The sequence below is a fragment of the Mucilaginibacter sp. GW821-FHT07G05 genome (assembly GCF_059418565.1).
In genome coordinates this window covers 109,345-127,711 of record NZ_JBWKQC010000009.1, presented here as the reverse complement: position 1 = coordinate 127,711, position 18,367 = coordinate 109,345, and the positions used below count along the sequence as shown (strand labels likewise).

The 18,367-nt window shown below is 44.0% G+C and carries 13 protein-coding genes and 1 tRNA gene; 1 reads left to right on the top strand and 13 read right to left on the bottom strand.

The features are described from left to right. Positions 1–118 precede the first annotated feature (118 nt). The 13 genes from AC07NA_RS20765 to AC07NA_RS20705 all read right to left on the bottom strand — a co-directional run bounded on the left by AC07NA_RS20765 (position 119) and on the right by AC07NA_RS20705 (position 16,961). Positions 119–191: transfer RNA gene (locus AC07NA_RS20765), tRNA-Met, on the bottom strand. Between the two features lie 146 nt (positions 192–337). Then, positions 338–1,153 carry a hypothetical protein gene (locus AC07NA_RS20760; RefSeq protein WP_494899418.1) on the bottom strand — a complete coding sequence of 272 codons (816 nt, stop codon included), beginning with the start codon at positions 1,151–1,153 and terminating at the stop codon, positions 338–340. A 129-nt stretch (positions 1,154–1,282) separates the two neighbouring features. Beyond that, positions 1,283–2,263 (bottom strand): purple acid phosphatase family protein, encoded by a 981-nt coding sequence (locus tag AC07NA_RS20755; RefSeq protein WP_494899417.1) that lies wholly within the window; start codon positions 2,261–2,263, stop codon positions 1,283–1,285. Between the two features lie 103 nt (positions 2,264–2,366). Beyond that, the gene (locus tag AC07NA_RS20750) at positions 2,367–6,560 is read right to left on the bottom strand and encodes a hybrid sensor histidine kinase/response regulator (RefSeq protein WP_494899415.1); all 4,194 of its coding nucleotides are present in this window, start codon (positions 6,558–6,560) and stop codon (positions 2,367–2,369) included. Positions 6,561–6,805: 245 nt separating this feature from the next. After that, positions 6,806–7,375, bottom strand: a complete 570-nt coding sequence (locus AC07NA_RS20745; protein WP_345213303.1) for a MarC family protein — start codon at positions 7,373–7,375, stop codon at positions 6,806–6,808. 9 nt (positions 7,376–7,384) lie between these two features. Beyond that, positions 7,385–8,545, bottom strand: coding sequence for an MFS transporter (locus AC07NA_RS20740; protein ID WP_494899414.1), 1,161 nt, complete (start codon positions 8,543–8,545; stop codon positions 7,385–7,387). A 91-nt stretch (positions 8,546–8,636) separates the two neighbouring features. Continuing rightward, positions 8,637–10,196: an amino acid permease gene (locus AC07NA_RS20735; RefSeq protein ID WP_494899413.1), complete on the bottom strand. Its 1,560-nt coding sequence runs from the start codon at positions 10,194–10,196 to the stop codon at positions 8,637–8,639. Positions 10,197–10,471: 275 nt separating this feature from the next. Next, positions 10,472–11,644, bottom strand: a complete 1,173-nt coding sequence (locus AC07NA_RS20730) for a formylglycine-generating enzyme family protein (protein ID WP_494899412.1) — start codon at positions 11,642–11,644, stop codon at positions 10,472–10,474. 11 nt (positions 11,645–11,655) lie between these two features. Further along, positions 11,656–13,338, bottom strand: coding sequence for an arylsulfatase (locus AC07NA_RS20725; RefSeq protein WP_494899410.1), 1,683 nt, complete (start codon positions 13,336–13,338; stop codon positions 11,656–11,658). 144 nt (positions 13,339–13,482) lie between these two features. Beyond that, positions 13,483–13,761, bottom strand: a complete 279-nt coding sequence (locus AC07NA_RS20720) for a nucleotidyltransferase domain-containing protein (protein ID WP_494899409.1) — start codon at positions 13,759–13,761, stop codon at positions 13,483–13,485. Next, positions 13,758–14,408, bottom strand: a complete 651-nt coding sequence (locus tag AC07NA_RS20715) for a hypothetical protein (protein WP_494899408.1) — start codon at positions 14,406–14,408, stop codon at positions 13,758–13,760. Before AC07NA_RS20715 ends, AC07NA_RS20720 begins: the two co-directional genes overlap by 4 nt. A gap of 1 nt (position 14,409) precedes the next feature. Beyond that, positions 14,410–15,111, bottom strand: coding sequence for a hypothetical protein (locus AC07NA_RS20710; protein ID WP_494899407.1), 702 nt, complete (start codon positions 15,109–15,111; stop codon positions 14,410–14,412). Positions 15,112–15,179: 68 nt separating this feature from the next. Next, entirely contained in the window at positions 15,180–16,961 is a 1,782-nt protein-coding gene (locus AC07NA_RS20705; RefSeq protein ID WP_494899405.1) for an NPCBM/NEW2 domain-containing protein, read from the bottom strand. A 425-nt stretch (positions 16,962–17,386) separates the two neighbouring features. Here AC07NA_RS20705 and AC07NA_RS20700 point away from each other — a divergent pair, with 425 nt between their 5' ends. Beyond that, positions 17,387–18,286 carry a hypothetical protein gene (locus AC07NA_RS20700; protein WP_494899403.1) on the top strand — a complete coding sequence of 300 codons (900 nt, stop codon included), beginning with the start codon at positions 17,387–17,389 and terminating at the stop codon, positions 18,284–18,286. The last annotated feature ends 81 nt before the right edge of the window (positions 18,287–18,367 follow it).

Sequence of the window (18,367 nt, the reverse complement as noted above, 5' to 3'; positions counted from 1 at the left end):
CTTTTTCAGTCTTTTTTGTTTTAGAGTATTGATAAATATAATCAATACTCTAAAACAAAAAGAAAACCAAATAAAAAAGCCTTAAATTTTTCAACTTAAGGCTTTCATTTTACTCAGGTAGCGGGAACAGGACTCGAACCTATGACCTTCGGGTTATGAGCCCGACGAGCTACCAACTGCTCCATCCCGCACTGTTTTGGATTACAAATGTACGATTTTTTTCGGCATAAGGGCAATGTTTTTACCGTATCAAGCCAAGCACCTATCAATCAACCTTATAAAATATAATATGAGCCTTTTATTAATATAGCAATAAGGCTTAATTATCATTTATGTTTTAACCAAACAGGCGTTTAAAGAATCCTTTCTTCTCCGGTTGTGGGGCAGGCGGCGGCGGCATGGTTGTTTTTTGGTAGGTGGCATTGCGGGCTATTTCACCTTCGGGGAGGTTTTCGCGTGTTTCATATTCACGCAATTGCTCCTGCGCGGCTTGCTGGTAAAGGATGGCACCTTCAATATCACAATTCAACAAATTAGAGTAGCACACCGTTTGGTTCAAATCGAGCGGATTAGGCTCTACTACTTCGGTAGCTTCCAATATACCGGCATTGCTGTGCATGGCATATTCCAAAGCCTTCATAAAAATATCTACACGACCGTGCGAATAGAAGTTATCCATGTCCCGTTTGATGTTTTCGTCGGTATTATAATCGTGCAGTAGCTTCACCACCATGTCTGCTGGGATGTATACGCCCGAGCTGTAATTCTGGTTAATCTGGTTATATGTCGGGTTCTCGTATTTATCGGTTAATATATCTGCCCAGGGTTTGGTGTAGGCCTTAAAGTAAGGCATATCCTGCATCATAAACGAATAGGCCGATCCTCTCGTATAAAAATACTTATCCATTAACCCTTGTATCACGGCCATATAGTACCCATAAGAATTCTCGAAGGAATCGTCCGGCAGGGTTTGTACCGCTACACCCAAAATATCCTTGTATTTATCAATAAAAAACTCGTCGAGCTGATATTGCTTCACAACAAGTTCGATGCCGCTAAAATCATTATCAACGATGGCTGTAAAATCTAAATCAAAAAACCAGTTACGCATATCTGATTCTTTTACCGGGTGGTAGCTGATGTCAAATCCCATAATGTTAAGGAGTTAGTTATACAATCTGTTTACAAAAAGCAACCACGACGGGTTATAATTGTTTGTATAATTTAAAGCAAAAAGCCTCCCATGTTACCACGGGAGGCTTTCCATTATGTATTCCTTAATTTATGCTTTATCGATATTGGTATCGTATATCACCTTGCCATCTTTGTTAATGGCCTTTACGTTTACACGGCCTGCCCTTACAGAGAAATACATAAAACCATGCTCTGATGCCTCAAATTTACTGTAAGGGATGCCCGTACTTACCGGTGTAAGTTCCGAGCCTGCACCCGAAATAAGTTGATGCGTATAACCATCAGGTTTCAAATGTTGCAGCGAGTGATCGTGGCCGGAGAGATAAATGTCGACCTTATGTTTTTCAAAGACCTTGGCCAGTTTTTCGCGCATGGTGAGGGTATCGTAATTTTTGATGCGCGGGCCTACGGTGTAATATGGGTGATGCCCTACTACAATTTTCCATTTTACATCGGGCTGCAATTGCTCCAGTGTTTTATTGAGCCATACCATTTGCTGATCTACCTGCTCTTTCAGGTTTTCATGCAAAAACGGGTCAGTATCCATCATAATAAAGGCAACCTTGCCCTTATCCTTCCCTAAAGAAACCTCTTTGGTATAATACCTTGCAGGCATGTTCCAACGGCGGCTTACCTTGCTGTAGCGAACCTGCGCGTCGGGGTCACCATGGTAATCGTGATTGCCCATTACTACGTGCCAGTCGCACTGCAAAGAATGCGCGGTATAAATATTCTCAAACGAATAATGAAACAAAGGATCCTGCTCGCTGATCACGCCATTGGGGTAAAAGTTATCCCCTACCGATATCACAAAGTTATTAGGGTTGTTAGCTCCCCAAATGCCCATTTGTTTGGCCACCTCGGTCTGATCGTACTCGCCGTTGCGACCCCAATCGCCAATGGCCATAAAATGCAGCGGGTAATCATCGGCCAGCGCGGCACGGGGCGATATATCTTCACTCTCTAAATGGGTTACTCCCCCATCGGCCAGCGCGGCCACCGGGGCACCAATAATAGCAGCACCAAACGCGGTAAGCGCAGTTTGCTTAACAAAATCTCTACGTTTCATTCGCTTATAAAATTAAGGCAATATATAAACAAGACAAGCAATTGCAACAATGTTGCACATTAAGTTTTTGTTATCTTTTTCTGATGCCGATTGCCAAAATTGACTACACCACCGGTGCATCTGTACCTTTACCGTATTTCTCCAGCACTGCAATAATTTCGGCCAGTTTCATGGGTTTGCTCAGGTAACCATCCATACCGGCGTTCATGCAATTCTCGCGGTCTTCTATCATGGCATTGGCGGTCATGGCTATGATTACAGGCTGGCGACCTTCCTGCTGCCTTATCAGGCGGGTAGCTTCAAGGCCGTCCATCTCGGGCATTTGCACATCCATAAAAATGAGGTCGTACTGCTTTTGGGCCACCGCGTTTAATGCCTCTTTACCATTAACAAACATATCGGGGTGATAACCCATCTTTTCGAGCACGTGCAGCGCTACCTTTTGGTTCACAAGGTTATCTTCGGCAACTAAAATATTGGCAGGATACTTTTGCGCCATATCTTTTGGCAATATATCCTTTTCGGTACGATTGCTTTGCAAATTGCCGTCTTCATGTTTTAACTGGCTGATTATATGATTGTACAACAGGTTATGCTTGGCAGGCTTGGTGAGTACCACATTAAACAGGTCGCCGCGCTGCCTGCTCTGCTGGTTATCCACCGAACTCAATAAGATGATCGGCAATGCCGGGAAGTCTTTTTTAATGTTACGTGCCAGCGTTACGCCATCCATAAATGGCATATTAAAATCGGTGATCACGAGGTCAACAGGCGGCTCAGATTTCAGCAAGGCCAGTGCCACATCGCCCGATTCTGCCATTACCGGCACAAATTTCCATTGCTTCAGTTGGTTGTTCAGTATGCTACGGTTAGTGGCGTTATCGTCTACCACCAAAATGCGTTTATTTTCAATATCAGTAGTATTTACGCTAATGTAGGTTGGCAGCGGTTTTACACCAATGCGGGTATTGATACTGAACGAAAACACCGTGCCTACTCCCACCTCGCTCTTTACATCAATGTTGCCGCCCATGAGGTTGATGAGCTTCTCGCTGATCACCAAACCCAGACCGGTACCGCCGTATTTGCGGGTGGTGCCCGAATCAACCTGCGAAAAGGCCTTGAACAAACGGTTCAGTTTATCCTCCGGGATGCCAATACCGGTGTCGCGTATGGTGAACAACAGATCGAGCTGTTCCTTATCACGATGCACGGCGTCAACCCCAATAAATATCTCACCGGCACTGGTAAATTTAATGGCATTACCCACCAGGTTAATCAATATCTGCCGCAGGCGCATGGCATCGGCAATAATATTGGCGGGCACGTTCAGCTCCATTTGGTACACCAGGTCGAGGTTGAGCTGGGAAGCCTTTTCCGCGAACAGGTCGAGCACGCTTTCCAAACAATCGCGAATATCAAAATCGCTTTCGTCCAACTCCAAATTTCCCGATTCTATTTTGGAAAAATCCAGTATATCGTTGATCACCGCTAATAGTGCATCGCCCGAACTTTTAATGGTTTCGGTATATTCCATTTGTTCGGTGGTAAGGTTGGTATTGGCCAGCAATGTTGCCATACCTATTACCCCGTTCATCGGCGTACGGATCTCGTGGCTCATTGTCGCCAGGAATATGCTCTTGGCCTTGTTGGCCTTTTCGGCCTCTTCCCTCGCCTGCTCGGCCAGTTCGCGCGATTTGCGTTCTTCGTTGGTAAGTTCTACAATACTCTTGGTACGTTCTTCCACCACTTTTTCGAGGTTGGCTTTTTGCTGCTGTATGGTGCTCATCCGCAATAAAAACAACCCGTAAATGATGGCTACAAGTGCCGCTATTGCCAACGCGGTAAACCACCAGGTTAACCAAAACGGCGGCACAATAACTATAGTGAGCGGCGTAGCCACCGGCGACCAGCGCCCCTGGCTATCCATATAGCGCAGCTTCACCTGGTATTCGCCGGGAGGCAAATTGGTGTAATAGGCCGCGTGGTGGTTACCTATATAGTTCCACTCCTTATCAAAGCCCTCTAAAAAGTAGGCGTATTGTTTTTTATCTATCGAAGCGTAATCTAACGCGGCAAACTCAAACGAGAAAACCGATTGCTGGTGCTGCAAGGTTAGCTTGCGGGTTTCGCTGATATCCTGTTTCAGCGGCGAAGGGTCGGAAGCATTTTTGGCGATGGTTAGTACTTTGTTAAACAACTGGAACGAAGTGATCACCAATGGAGCAAAACCCACAGGCTTTTGAATGCGCGAAGGCATAAACTCGTTAAACCCGTTGATACCGCCAAAATACAGCTTACCATCATGGGCTTTTAGTGCCGAGTGGGGTTTGTATTCGTCGCTCTGCAAACCATCCTCTACCGTGTAATTGGTAAAGTGTCTCCGTTCCGGGTCGAACCGGGATAAGCCGCCGTTGTTGCTTATCCAAAGCATGCCGTTGTTATCCTCCCTCAAGGCATAAATAATATCGCTTGGCAAACCATCCTCGCGGGTAAAAACGGTAAAATGTTCCTTCACCGGGTCAAACAGATCGAGGCCAGATAATGTAGCCAGCCACAGCCTGCCTTTACTATCCTCAAAAATATCGGTTACGCCGTTGTTACTGATGCTGTTATGCTTTTCTTCGTGCATATAACGCTTAAAGGTACCAGTAGCAGGTTCAAAAAGGTTCAATCCCCCGTCAGAAGTACCTATCCAAAGGTTGCCTTTCCTGTCTTCGGTAAAAACGTAAGCCCTGTCACTGCTTGGGCTTTTGGGATCGTTGGCGTTAAACTTATAATGCTTAAATATATTGGTTTTAGGGTCGTAGCAATCTATCCCATCGTTAAAGGTACTTATCCAGGTTTTGCCGTCGCGGGTATGCAGTATGTTATAAACGTTGTTGCCCCCTATTCCGTTGGGCTTGGCCGCGTCCCGTTTATAATTTTTAAAGATATTGGTAGCAGGATCATAAATGCTCATGCCATCGCCCCAGGTACCTATCCACAGCTTGCCGGTGGCATCGGGCTTAACGGCGAGTACATAATTACCGGTGATACCGTTTTTGCCGTTCACAGGCTGCTTAAAGGCGGTGAACAAACGTGTTTCCGGGTCGAACTTATTGAGGCCGCCGCCATCGGTACCGATCCAAAGTTTATGCTCTTTATCTTCGGCAATATCCAGCACAAAATTATTCGACAGGCTGAAAGGGCTGCTGTTATGCCTGTACAAGGTAAAGCTTGCCGAAGTTTTTTTGTACAGGTTTACCCCGCCGCCAAACGCGCCCACCCACATGTTGTTCCGTTTGTCGCGACAAATGCCGTAAACCGAATTTCCATTAAGGCTGTTATCGTCTATCTCATCGTGCTGATAGGTGGTAAACTTGCCGGTTTGGTGATTGAGTATACACAGTCCGCCGTTTTCGGTACCCAGCCACAGGTTGCCTTCCTCATCGGCATTCATGCAGTAAATGGTATTGCTGGACAGGCTGCTTTTATCGGCCGCATCGTGCAGGTAACGTTTAAAGGTTTTCTTCTCCCTATCGAACAAGAATAAACCACCCGCCTGCGTACCCAGCCATAAGCGCCCTTGCTGATCTTCAAAAATAGTGGTTACATTATTCCCGATAACTGCCCCGGTTTGCGGATCGTGGTACAGGTAACTGATAAAGGAATCTGTTTTTTTATCGTAAAGGTTCAGTCCGCCGTTGGCGGTACCTACCCAAATACGTTGCTGCGCGTCTCGAAAAACCGTTCGCGCGTTGTTATCGCTGAGGCTGCCCCTTCCTTTACCTGTGGGACTATGGTGGTAAAAGATGTTCTTTTTAAGATCGTATCTATCAACCCCGCCGGTTTGGGTAGCTACCCAAAGATCGCCATGCTCATCAAAGGTAAGGTGGCTTACCACGTTGCTTGCCACACTTTTGGGGTTGGCGGCATCGTGTGTATGGCGAATAAACCTGCCTGTAGTTCGCTGGTACATATTTAAACCGGCCTGCGTGGCCAGCCAAAGGTTACCGTCTTTATCTTCGGCAATATCATTCACCATGTTATTGCTTATGCTGGTACTGTCCTTATCATCGTACCTGAACGATATAAACTGGTAGCCATCGTAACGGTTGAGGCCGTTGCGGGTACCTATCCATATAAAGCCGCGGCTATCCTGTATTATAGTGTTTACATTTATTTGCGAAAGACCTTCGCTGGTGCCAACATGCACAAACTGTAAGCTTTTGTTTTGCGCCAACACCACGTAAGGAAGCATAAGGCCTAAGAAAGCGCCAATGCCAATAAAAAACATACATATACGGTGCCGCATACACTTAAAAACTAAATGCTAAAAACTGCTTAAAGTACTTACCTTATTAATTATAGGTTTACGCCTCGTTGTACGGTTATAATGGTTTAAAGTTGCCCCGGCAGGCAATAAAACTATAGTAAACATAAGCAAAGCATTCATAAAAAACATGATGCACGCTTATTTATACTATTTCTTCAGAAGAAAATCGATTGCCGTTGAAAAGACGGAATTTGCGCCTGTATAAATGATCTCTGTTATTTGAACTACAGGCCCGAGTTACTCCTGAACAATTTGATGGCGATAGCCAGCAGGATAATACCAAAAGCCTTGCGCAAAATATCGAGCCCGGTTTTACCGAAAAGCTTTTCCAGCCATTTTACGTTTTTAAGTACGAGGTAAACAAACAGGGTATTGATAATGATACCCACCAGAATGTTTTGTGTTTGGTATTGCGATTTAAGGGACAGCAAGGTCGTCATGGTACCGGCGCCTGCTATCAGCGGGAAGGCGATGGGTACGATAGATACCGTTTCGGGCATTTCCTCTTTAAAAAATTTGATACCGAGTATCATCTCCATCGCGATGATGAAGATCACCAGCGAACCGGCTATGGCGAAGGAGGAAATATCCAGCCCGATGACATCCAGCAGCTCATTACCCACAAACAGGAAAGCCACCATCAATACCAGTACCGCTATACTGGCCTTTTCCGATTCGATATGCCCTGCACGTTGCCTTAATTCGATAATTACGGGGATTGCGCCCAGTATATCAATTATGGCAAACAATATCATGGTTACCGACAGGATCTCTTTAAATATAAGTGGCTGCATAGGGGTATTTTATGAGGCGTTTTGTGACTTCAGCTTAAAACACAACAAAAATGCAATTAAAATATAGAAAGATGCTAAAAAGAATATACTATGAACAGAAATTACAGTAATAAGACCGGCGGTTACAGGTCCAAGCGTTTGCCCGATGGAGGTATATGACTGATTGATGCCCAACACTTTGCCTTGTTCTTTACTGTCGCTGTTATCGGCAATAATTGCGTTGAGCATGGGGTTGCGCAGGCCGTTGAACAAGCCATACACGCAAACCGCTACCGCGAACAATACAAACCCGGTAGCAAAACCACTTAAGATCATGGCGCCGAGGCATATCAGCGTAGATATCAATAATATGATTGCTTTTGAGCTGAATGCCTTGGTGAGCAGCGGCACCAGCAATTGCATTACAATCCCCGTAATGGCAAAGCCCGCGTAAAAGAGGCCGATTTGCGTGGGCGATAGTTTAAGCTGATCTACGCTGAAAGTTTGGAAACCGATGATCATGCTGAACTGCGCCATGGTAAGCATAAAACCGATGAAGATGGATACACCCACTATGGGTTGTTTTAACACGGCAATGAGCCAGGCATAGTTGAATTGGTATTCCTGCTTGTCTTTCCTTTCGGTATTGGTTTCTTTCAGGAAGAACATCGTGATCAGGATACCTGCCAAAGCGATCACCGAGGCAAAATAAAACGGCACCTGCAAACCCATTTTACTCAGCAAGCCACCAATGGCAGGCCCGGCCACAAAGCCGAAACCGAATGCCGAACTCAAGATCCCGAAGTTTTTGGCGCGGTCTTTAGGGGATGAAATATCAGATACCATGGCTTGCGCTACGGAGATATTGCCGCCTGTTAAGCCGTCCAATATCCGCGCAGCGAAAAGCATGATAATACTGCGTGCCTGCGCGAACAGGATAAAAGAGATACACGTCCCAATAAGGCTAATCACCAATACAGGTTTCCTCCCCCATTTATCAGACAATGCGCCCAGCACCGGCGTAGCAAAGAATTGCGCTATAGAGAACGCTGCCGTAAGCAGCCCGATGGTATGCTCGGTAACACCAAACTTTTTGCCGTAGCTGTACAGCAGCGGCACCACAATACCAAACCCCATGGAATTGATCACACATATTACAGCAAGTATCCACAGGCTTTTATTGGCTTTCATTTATTGGTATCGCTAATTCATAATAAGCCGTAAAAACAAAAAAGGTTCTGAATGCTCAGAACCTTTTTTGTGATGTATCAAGATTGATATATTATTCAACAAATTTAGGGTTGATAGGATCAGTAGCACCTTCAACTTTACCATGCCTAACGTGTGAACGTTTAACACTGTAACCGAAGTAGATCACGAAACCGATCAGCAACCAGCCAATCAATCTCAACCAGTTCTCTAAACCTTCGCTGGCGATCATACATAAACAAATAGCAGCGCCAAGCGGACAAACAACCTGGTATATAGGTGTTTTGAACGGACGAACCAGGTTCGGATCGGTTTTGCGCAGGATGAAGATACCAAGGCAAACCAGTACGAACGCGAATAAGGTACCGATACTCACCATGTCACCTACAATCCTGTCAGGAATAAAACCTGCGAACAACGATACGAATACAAAGAACAACCATTGTGATTTGTATGGCGTACGGAATTTAGGGTGCAGTTTAGAGAAGATCTTAGGGATCAAACCGTCAGTACTCATGGTATAGAATACACGGGTTTGGCCCATCAGCATCACCAGGATAACCGAAGAGAAACCTGCCAAAATAGAGATGGTTACCAAAGAAGCTAACCAAGTGTAGCTTGGACCCATCGCCGCTTTTATGGCATAAGTTACCGAAGCTTCTTTACCTTGGATTAAAAACTCTTTATAAGATACCAAACCGGTTAATACGTGAGCGAATAAGATGTAAAGCGCAGTACAGATCACCAAAGAGATCAGGATACCTTTAGGCATATCTTTTTGAGGATTTTTGGCTTCCTGCGCAGCGGTTGATACCGCATCGAAACCGATGAAAGCGAAGAACACCACACTCGCGCCGCGCAATACGCCAAGCCAGCCGTGGTTAAATGTAGCACCGTAATCAATTACACCTGTACTCACCTTTACCTGGCCCGCATCAGCAGGGATCAGGTATGGGGTGTGGTTAGCAGGGTTAATGAACTGCCAGCCTAAGCCGATGATCAATAACACGATAGCAACCTTTACAATAACGATAACGTTGTTCACACCTGCCGATTCAGCGGTACCGCGAATAAGCAGTAGCGAAAGCAGGAACAAGATAAGTATAGCAGGCAGGTTGATGATACCATGCGAGCCTAACTCGGCAGCGTACATGCCTGTAGTGGTATTTGATACCTCCCACGGGCCGTGCGACCACGCGTAGGGTATGTGCACATTGGTGAAAGTATACAGGGCCTCATTAAAGTACTGCGACCAGCCTATGGATACCGTTGCTGCGCCAAGGGCATATTCGAGTACTAAATCCCACCCTATGATCCAGGCGATGAACTCGCCCATGGTGGCATAAGAGTAAGTGTAAGCCGAACCAGCGATAGGGATCATACTGGCAAATTCAGCGTAACATAATCCGGCAAGGGCGCAACCCGCTGCCGCGATAAGAAATGAAATGGTAACGGCCGGACCGGCGTGTTCACCTGCAGCAGATGCAGTACGCACAAAAATACCGGCTCCGATAATTGCACCAATACCTAATGCTACCAGCGATACAGGACCCAGCGTACGCTTAAGCGAATCTGCTGTCTCTGCCGTGGCGGCCATTAGTTGAGCAATAGGTTTTTTAATAAAAAGCTTCATTTTTTAATTTGTAAGATCAGTTAAATAAGTACAAATACTTCCCCAAACGTACTTAAATTTATTGAAATCGTAAAGTATAGATTACAACAAACCATTTATTATAAATTTTGTATGCAATATTTTATAAATGCAACAATATAAACAGTATTTAAAACCCTAAACAGCCAAACGCTTATTTAAAATCACAACCTTTTAGCTCCTTAAAACAGGCACGTGGCTTTTTAAACCCACTTTAAGCGAAAACGCGCACGTAAACTGTCTTTATAACAGTAAAACTATCGCGCGGCCACACATCTGAAGCCCAAATGCTCCATTCCGCTGTCTTCGGTGCTTTTCATACGCCGGGCTACACGGTACCCCGAGCAATAACTATCATTACACAAAAACGAGCCGCCCCTGATCACCCTTTTCTTAGCATTTGGCTCTTCGGGATCATAACTTGTGGCCGGGCCTTGCGGGTCTTTTACGCCGTTCGGCTTATTTACCTCGCTGTAATATTGGTTGTGATACAAGTCGGCACACCACTCCCATACATTGCCTGCCATATCGTAAAGTTTATAGTTATTGGGGCTAAAGCTTTTTACGGGTGCAGTGCGATAGTATTTATCCTTCACCGTATTCTTCCAGGGGAAGCTGCCCTGCCAGCTATTGGCCTTGGGCTTACCGGCATCAACCGCCTCGTTTCCCCATGGGTAAATGTTATTCTTTAATCCGCCCCGCGCGGCCCACTCCCATTCGGCTTCGGTTGGCAAGCGTTTACCCGCCCATTTGCAGTAGGCCAGGGCATCGTAATAAGAAATGTGTACCACCGGGTAATTTTCCTTACCCTTGATCGTACTCGCAGCCCCTTGCGGATGGCGCCAGTTGGCCCCCTTTTGCCACGACCACCATTGCGCGTAGTTATCTAAAGCTATTTCATGATCGGGAGGGGTAAACACCAGCGATGCCGGTACCAGCAGACTTTCATCGGGCTTGGGTGTGCCCGGCGGCAGTTGTTTCTTCAGTTCTTCCCAATCGGGTTTCTGCTCTGCGGTAGTGAGGTAGTCGGTAGCCTTTACAAATTTTTCGAACTGCGCGTTGGTCACCTCGGTAATATCCATCCAAAAACCCGATACCTCTACTTTATGCTTTGGATACTCATCTTCGGCAGCCTGCTCATTATCGCCTCCCATCTGGTATTCCCCGCCGGGGATCCAAACCATACCTTCATGGTTTTTCAACGTACCCGATGTTACATTACTGCTATCCGCCTTCACAGCGCCATAGCGCGATGGCAAATTCGATTCGCAATACACCGCCTTTTTTTTACGCGATGCAGCAAGCGTATCTTTTTTCGCTGCCGGTTTATTGCCGTTACCACAGGCCGATGCCAGCAAAGCCAGCATGCCCAGCATAACTACGCTGATCCGGTTCGTTTTACCCGCTATCGTTTTTTGAATTGATCGCATGCTTTAGCCGCCTATCTCGGTTTGGGGTATACTTTGTTGTTTTTGGCCCAGGTATGCCACAGGCTGCTTAACTGGCTCACCTTTTCAGGGTATTTACCGGCAACATTATTTATCTCGGTTTCGTCGTCGTTAATGCGGTACAGCCTCCAGGTGGTATCGTTTGATAAGGATACCATCTTCCAGTCTTTAGCCCTTACATAGCGTGCACGGAAATGTTCGTTAAACAGTACCTCATCCTCTGCTGCCTTGCCCTTAAACGAGCTTACCATGCTTTTGCTTTGCGATGGCAATACCTTGCGGCCCTTGTATTCTGTTGGATATTTAGCTTTGGCTACCTCGATAAAAGTGGCCATAAAATCTTTCACGTGCCCCATCTGCGCGGATACACCGCCCTTTTTAGTGGTAATACCCTTCGGCCAAAAAGCGATCATCGGGGTATGCACCCCACCTTCGTACGATTCGGCTTTCCAGTAGCGATATGGCGTATTGGCCACATTGGCCCAGCGCTGCCCTATCGACGCATAAGAAGTTTGCTTACCCGGAATGATCTGTTTTTTCAGATCATAAACTATCTTTTCGCCGGTGCGTGTTTGGTTGGGGCGGTCAAAACCGGGGCCATAGGCGGTACAGTTTTCATTGCTGGCGCCGTTGTCACTCAAGAAAACGATCAGCGTATTTTCCAGCTGACCTGTTTCTTTCAGAGCTTTGATAATGCGGCCTATGCCCTGATCCATACGATCAATCATGGCAGCATGTACGGCCATGGCGGCGGCATCCCATTCTTTATCGGGGTTATCTTCCCATTTCAGTTTATCATTAACACGTTCAGACAGCGGCGCTTTTTTCGGATCGATGATACCGGCCTTCACCAGTCTGCGATAGCGGGCCGCACGTATTCTGTCCCAACCCACTTTGTAGGTGTCTTTGTATTTGGCAATATCTTCGGGCAGTGCCATCAGCGGCCAGTGCGGCGCGTTTTCGGCTACGTATAAAAAGAAGGGTTGATCACTTTTACTCATCTGCCTGATGTAGGAGGCGGCAGTATCGTTAATGGCATCGGTATGGTAATAATTTTTAGGTACTGTTTTCACAGGCTCGGTACCGTTAACCAAACTGAATGGGTCGAAAAAATCTACCACGCCCCAAATAGTACCATAAAACTTTTCAAACCCGCGACTGGTTGGGTACTGCTCTATCGGCGAAAATGTAGGGTGGTACGACTGATGGTTCAACCATTTCATTTGTTCCTGGGGATCTTTTTGGCCTATAGTATTTGATACATGCCACTTACCCGTCATAGCGGTATGGTAACCGGCCTGCTTCAGCACCTCGGCAATGGTTACCGAATTTTCAGACAGGTGGCCAAGGTAGCCCGGCTCGTCTTCAACATCCGTCATGTTACCGATACCTGCCTGCTGGTTATACAGGCCCGTTAAAAGTGAAGCACGTGTAGGGCAGCAGCGTGAAGTATTATAAAAGCGGGTATATTTTATCCCCTGCGATGCCAGGTAATCGATGTTAGGCGTACGGATCTCCGAGCCGTAACAACCTACATCAGAAAAGCCCAGGTCATCAGCCATAATGAGTACGATGTTAGGCCGGTTATCTTTCGCCTTTGGCGGGGCCGGTCGTTTAAAGAACACAAAAAGTGAAGCTATCGCGATAGCGGTAATGGATAAAAAAATCTTCTTCATAGTTTATGTGGTGACAGGTATACTTCGCGCTCCGCTACCGCGGGAAATGCAAAATCGATTAACCAAACGCCCAATATAACCACAAAAATTAAAGCCTGATAATTAATCACAAAAATGTGGCAAAAGGGATGGATGTCATACAACTTAATAAAGACGAACACATTCTTGTGCCGCAATAAAATTTGTTTCAACTTCTTCTTGATGAGTTAAAAAAATAAGATGAATAGGCATGTACCCCAAGTTTTTTAAAAGTTCTCTTATTTGGGGAGGATGAGTTAGATCATCATAAATGATTAATATATCAATATCATTAGGCTTCACGCCGGGACGAATAACCGAACCAAAAACGAATACTTTAATTATATCAATTTGCTGAAAGTTCTCTTTAAGTGTATGAGCTATGGCATCTATTTCATATATCATTTTCTATTAAGTCTACCGAGTAATCCACGCCATACAAGAATATCTACCCCAATTTCTTCTGCTGCAGAATAAGCATTTCCAGTTGGATTACCATTAGGGTTTGTTTTTAAGACCGCGTCAAAATTTCCGTATGTTCTTTTTGCATGTCTAATTTCATCTCCGTTTAACTCATACGAATTTATCAATACTATAATCATAGGGGGAAGGCCGCTATTCCTATGAATTTTGAAAACACGATCATATATACGCTCTAAACGCGTTACTCGAGAATGATTTAAAAGCCCTTCTTCTACAAATCTATATTCTCTTTTTTGGACTCTTGCATAATCGTCGGTATCAAAGGTATTAGAGATTTCACCTAATCCTCCCCAACCCATGCCTTGTTGCCGTGAATAATCAATTGCACTACCATTCCAAATTGCGGCAGTTTTTGCAACCATAATGTTAGGAAATTTTGATCCACTTATATAAACTTTGTAAACATCATGATTGGTAATGTTGGCAGTATAAATAGTACCGACAACTACAGTTTTTCCTTTCTTAGTTTGGATTTCAATTAAGGAATCGTCGAGTGCCGTGACGCTATCTATTTCTTGATTTTCTTCAGGTTCTTTTAGCTTTGATACCAACCAATCTCTGTAACTCATATTAACTCTTTAAAATATCATTCAATTTTACTGGAAACCTACTCGCTATTCCCAAATTATCGCCAAAATGTCGTTCAATTAAATCATCAACATGCTGCCGGAAATTTTCTACTGTGATAAGTTCTTCTTCGTAAAGTAAGTGGGCATTCATATCCAAAAACAACAAAGCTTTTTGGTTGTTAGGAATAATTTGTGAAAGCATTTTTCTTTTCCAAACTACCGATTCTTCTGCTTCGGGATTCTCACGATATGACAGATCAGGATTCCACTTGTCAAAAATCACTTTATTTGTACGCAAAATTTGGGTGATATAGGTTCTGGCTTCTTTTCGATTATTGTACTCTGGAATACCTATAGTTTCGATAATGCGTTTCTTGTGATTAGCTTTCCAATCGTGGACGAGTTCGACTGAAAACACTTCTGGCGCTTTATCAATCTCCGTATGGCATGAGGGACAAAGGAGTATTAAATTGTTATATTCAGCTTTATCTTCTACATCAAGATTTTTGTTGGCTCGTGGCCCCTTGTCTGATGCAGCTATTATATGCGCCATTTCCCCAATATGATAGTCAGCAATGTTCAGATCGGAGAAAAGATAACGATGACATCCAGGTCTATTACAATAACCTGCGGAATCAGCAAATAACCGCAATTTTGTGTCGGCGTTAGGATTAACCCTGCCGTTGATACAACTTTCAGACATATCAAGAATTAAATATTTAAAATATCATAGAGTGTTCAAGTTAATATTTGATTCCAGCCCCAGCCCTCTTACCTCCCCAGCAAAGGATTGAACCAGCTTGCCCACGAATTGAAATTATGCCCTTCCGTACCGTTGGCCTTAAGCTCAATTACCTTCACGTTTTTAATATCGATATTAACATTGGCACGCTCCCCTACCCGCAACGCGGGCGACTCGTACAGCACCTTGCCATCGCCAATAACGGTAAACTTTGCCGAACCCTGCTGATGTGCAAAATCGCGCAGACCAACAACCGCCGAGAACCTGTTCCATTTTTTATTTAAGCGAAATGTGTAGGTAGAGGGCGAATGCGCGAATATTCCCTTTTCAAATAGCTGGCCCTGATTTTCAAGAAAAAATGTCTGTTCCGCCTCTGTTGTGAAATAGTTACGTGCAGGCTTTTCCCAGCCAACATTGGCAACTTCCCATTCAGCATCCGACAGGTAAAGACTGTCGCCCTTAAAAGCAGTCGCGTCAACCGGCAGCGCATCTTTGATGATATCCTCCAATATTTTGAGCTTTAGCTTTATTTGAGGCGTTTTTTCACTTTTAGAAAGGCGCGTATAATATTCCTTAATATCCACCGTGCTTACACCCGGTACATTCAGCAATTCGGCACCGCTGCCACTAACATTAAAAAGTTTATTAAACACCTGCAAAGTGCCGTTAGGAAATATAAACATAAGTGTTGCGCGATAAACCCCGGCCGGCCACTTTTTCAGCAGTATGTTTAATGGCCCCGTAGCTGTTATGGGGTAAATGGAACTTTCGTTAAAATATTCGTTGGCATTAACCGAATGTACCAATACTGTTAACACGTAAGGCGACTGGCTGCCACTGATATTGGCTTTAAGCTGTATGCCATTATCCTGATTTTGAAGATTGATATCGCTTAACGTGAGCGATGTATGCGTATTGATCTCCCTGCGCGATTTAGTGAACACCGGGTGACTAAGCAATTGCAATATACCTGCCGCCGAAATGCGAGAGGTTTTGTCGCCCCAAAGGTAACCACCGAAATGGCGGCTGCCATACTCGCCCATCAGCGAGATGGTTGATGCGGTGAGTTCGGCCGGGTTACCAAAATCATGGTATAAACCAAACATGTGCCCCATCTCGTGCGCTATGCCGCCAATGTACCAGCTGTTAAATTCGGCAACACCGCACTCTTTAAACATGTTGGCCCGTTCGGTAAACCTCATGTGGGTAACTGTATCGGTAAGTAATTTGGGGTCGAGCAACTCATTGTCGGAAGCGTAGCACACGCCCCTTTCTGACGAGCCTGTACCCATGTAGGGCGAATGAAATACATAAACCCCGTCATCCCGCTGATAGGTAAGCCCGGTTAAAACCAGTACATGATCGTTAGCGAAATCTATTTTACCGGCGGCTTTCCTGGCTATTTCCGATTGAATCAGCGCCCCCGAATTAACATCGTAGGCTTTAGAATATTGGTCGCCCGCTATAACGGTGATCACATATTTTTTACCCGATTTTTCAAAGTTAACACCATCGGTTTTAATACCGAACCGTTTAAATTCTTCTATATAAAAATTATTTACGGCAGTAAGGGTACGGTCTAAACGCTCGCTCCAGTTAGCGAGGGGTTGGCGATCGCTACCGTGAAAGTAAACCACCTTAACCACGTTATTCGCCTTGTCGGCCCCGGAATGATATTTTTTTATCACCTTTTCTGCCCCTGCAATGATCTCCTTATCGCCCGGTTTTACTTGCGAAAAGCCGGATATTGGCAATAGCGTTAAAAAGAATAAGATTATTCGTGTTAATGGTTTAGAAAGAGGGCTGTTCATAAGGTTAATTGGTGTGGAACCGAAAGTATAAAAAATAAGGTATATAATATCTATCCTGAAATTATTACGTATTGCATATTGAGAAATAACAATTCCAAATATCGCAATCACTCTTTTTTATTGGATCAAACGATGATATAATTAAGTGTAATAACTTTCTCACTCAAAGAGAGAACAATAGATAACAAACATCTGACTATTTGATATTTATGTAAAAAAAACATATATTTAAGTCTATATATGATTTATATTCATCAAAGCCAATTTGACATTATATCATTTATTATTAAATAAATGGAGATTACAGATACTTATTTAATCATCCGGATACTGATATGGATTTTATATTGGATATAACGACTTTGATTTAGTAATAAGCAGACCTCGTTCGGCAGCATTTTTAACTTAAACCAAACCTATTAATCATGCAAATTATTAAAAAAAATCAGCTGTTTTTGTTACTCACCTTTTTATTTATAATTTCAACAACAGCGTGTAGTGTTAAGAAAATCGGCAAACAATTCGGCGAGGGGATAAATGAGAATACGGATTCAATAGCCCAAAACGCCCTTATTGGCTTGAGAAAACAATTAGCAAACCCAGAAACCAAACGCGTGGTTTGTAAACTACTATATTCTATTATTACTTCACTGGATAAAACATTGGAGCCTGCCTTAGATGGACTGGTAGGAAGGGTTATAAATCCAAAAGTTTTGCGTTGGACAGATTCACTCGTGTATTCGTTAACAGGAAACAAAGCTCAGAATAACATTAAACAACTACAATACAATTTAATAGGTAAAAGCAAAGAAGATATCATAGAAATACGAAATGCATTTAAGGACTTACTAGAATACATCTTAAGCGACGATACAAAAGAACGTGTTGGAAGGCTAAGAGATCAGCTTTTGGGAGAAAAGACTGATACCGCAATTTGCCGTATTATTGACCATGCAACAAAAAAGATTATTGCCAACATACATGAACCACTAAAAAACCAAGTTCACACCTTGAGCGACGCTGTAATATCAATATTAATTGTTACGGGTTTAGTTGTTATATCCATTATTTTTGCATTATGGTGGACTCGTAGAAAATACGCAAGAATGGTCACTTTGCTGTCCAAGCATATTAACGATATACCGAATCGTAAAATATATGATCATATGACTAAACAAATAAAGGCAGAAGCTATTACCGCAGGTATAGAACCCTCACTTCGAAAAATACTAACCGAAAATGGCCTACTTAATACTGATAACTGGCAAGAAAAAAAACTTATTGCAACCAACAATCAAACAAGATTAAATGACCCCGACAAATAATTTTCTAATCCTAAAAGATCGGAGTTATTATTTTCTGATCATGTGTTTGGTCATGTTCAATTTTTCGCACAAATATATAAT

Bases quoted from the DNA above. Each gene is read 5' to 3' on its own strand.
- AC07NA_RS20760 (WP_494899418.1), bottom strand. From the start codon at position 1,153: ATGGGATTTGACATCAGCTACCACCCGGTAAAAGAATCAGATATGCGT.
- AC07NA_RS20755 (WP_494899417.1), bottom strand. From the start codon at position 2,263: ATGAAACGTAGAGATTTTGTTAAGCAAACTGCGCTTACCGCGTTTGGT.
- AC07NA_RS20750 (WP_494899415.1), bottom strand. From the start codon at position 6,560: ATGCGGCACCGTATATGTATGTTTTTTATTGGCATTGGCGCTTTCTTA.
- AC07NA_RS20745 (WP_345213303.1), bottom strand. From the start codon at position 7,375: ATGCAGCCACTTATATTTAAAGAGATCCTGTCGGTAACCATGATATTG.
- AC07NA_RS20740 (WP_494899414.1), bottom strand. From the start codon at position 8,545: ATGAAAGCCAATAAAAGCCTGTGGATACTTGCTGTAATATGTGTGATC.
- AC07NA_RS20735 (WP_494899413.1), bottom strand. From the start codon at position 10,196: ATGAAGCTTTTTATTAAAAAACCTATTGCTCAACTAATGGCCGCCACG.
- AC07NA_RS20730 (WP_494899412.1), bottom strand. From the start codon at position 11,644: ATGCGATCAATTCAAAAAACGATAGCGGGTAAAACGAACCGGATCAGC.
- AC07NA_RS20725 (WP_494899410.1), bottom strand. From the start codon at position 13,338: ATGAAGAAGATTTTTTTATCCATTACCGCTATCGCGATAGCTTCACTT.
- AC07NA_RS20720 (WP_494899409.1), bottom strand. From the start codon at position 13,761: ATGATATATGAAATAGATGCCATAGCTCATACACTTAAAGAGAACTTT.
- AC07NA_RS20715 (WP_494899408.1), bottom strand. From the start codon at position 14,408: ATGAGTTACAGAGATTGGTTGGTATCAAAGCTAAAAGAACCTGAAGAA.
- AC07NA_RS20710 (WP_494899407.1), bottom strand. From the start codon at position 15,111: ATGTCTGAAAGTTGTATCAACGGCAGGGTTAATCCTAACGCCGACACA.
- AC07NA_RS20705 (WP_494899405.1), bottom strand. From the start codon at position 16,961: ATGAACAGCCCTCTTTCTAAACCATTAACACGAATAATCTTATTCTTT.
- AC07NA_RS20700 (WP_494899403.1), top strand. From the start codon at position 17,387: ATGCAAATTATTAAAAAAAATCAGCTGTTTTTGTTACTCACCTTTTTA.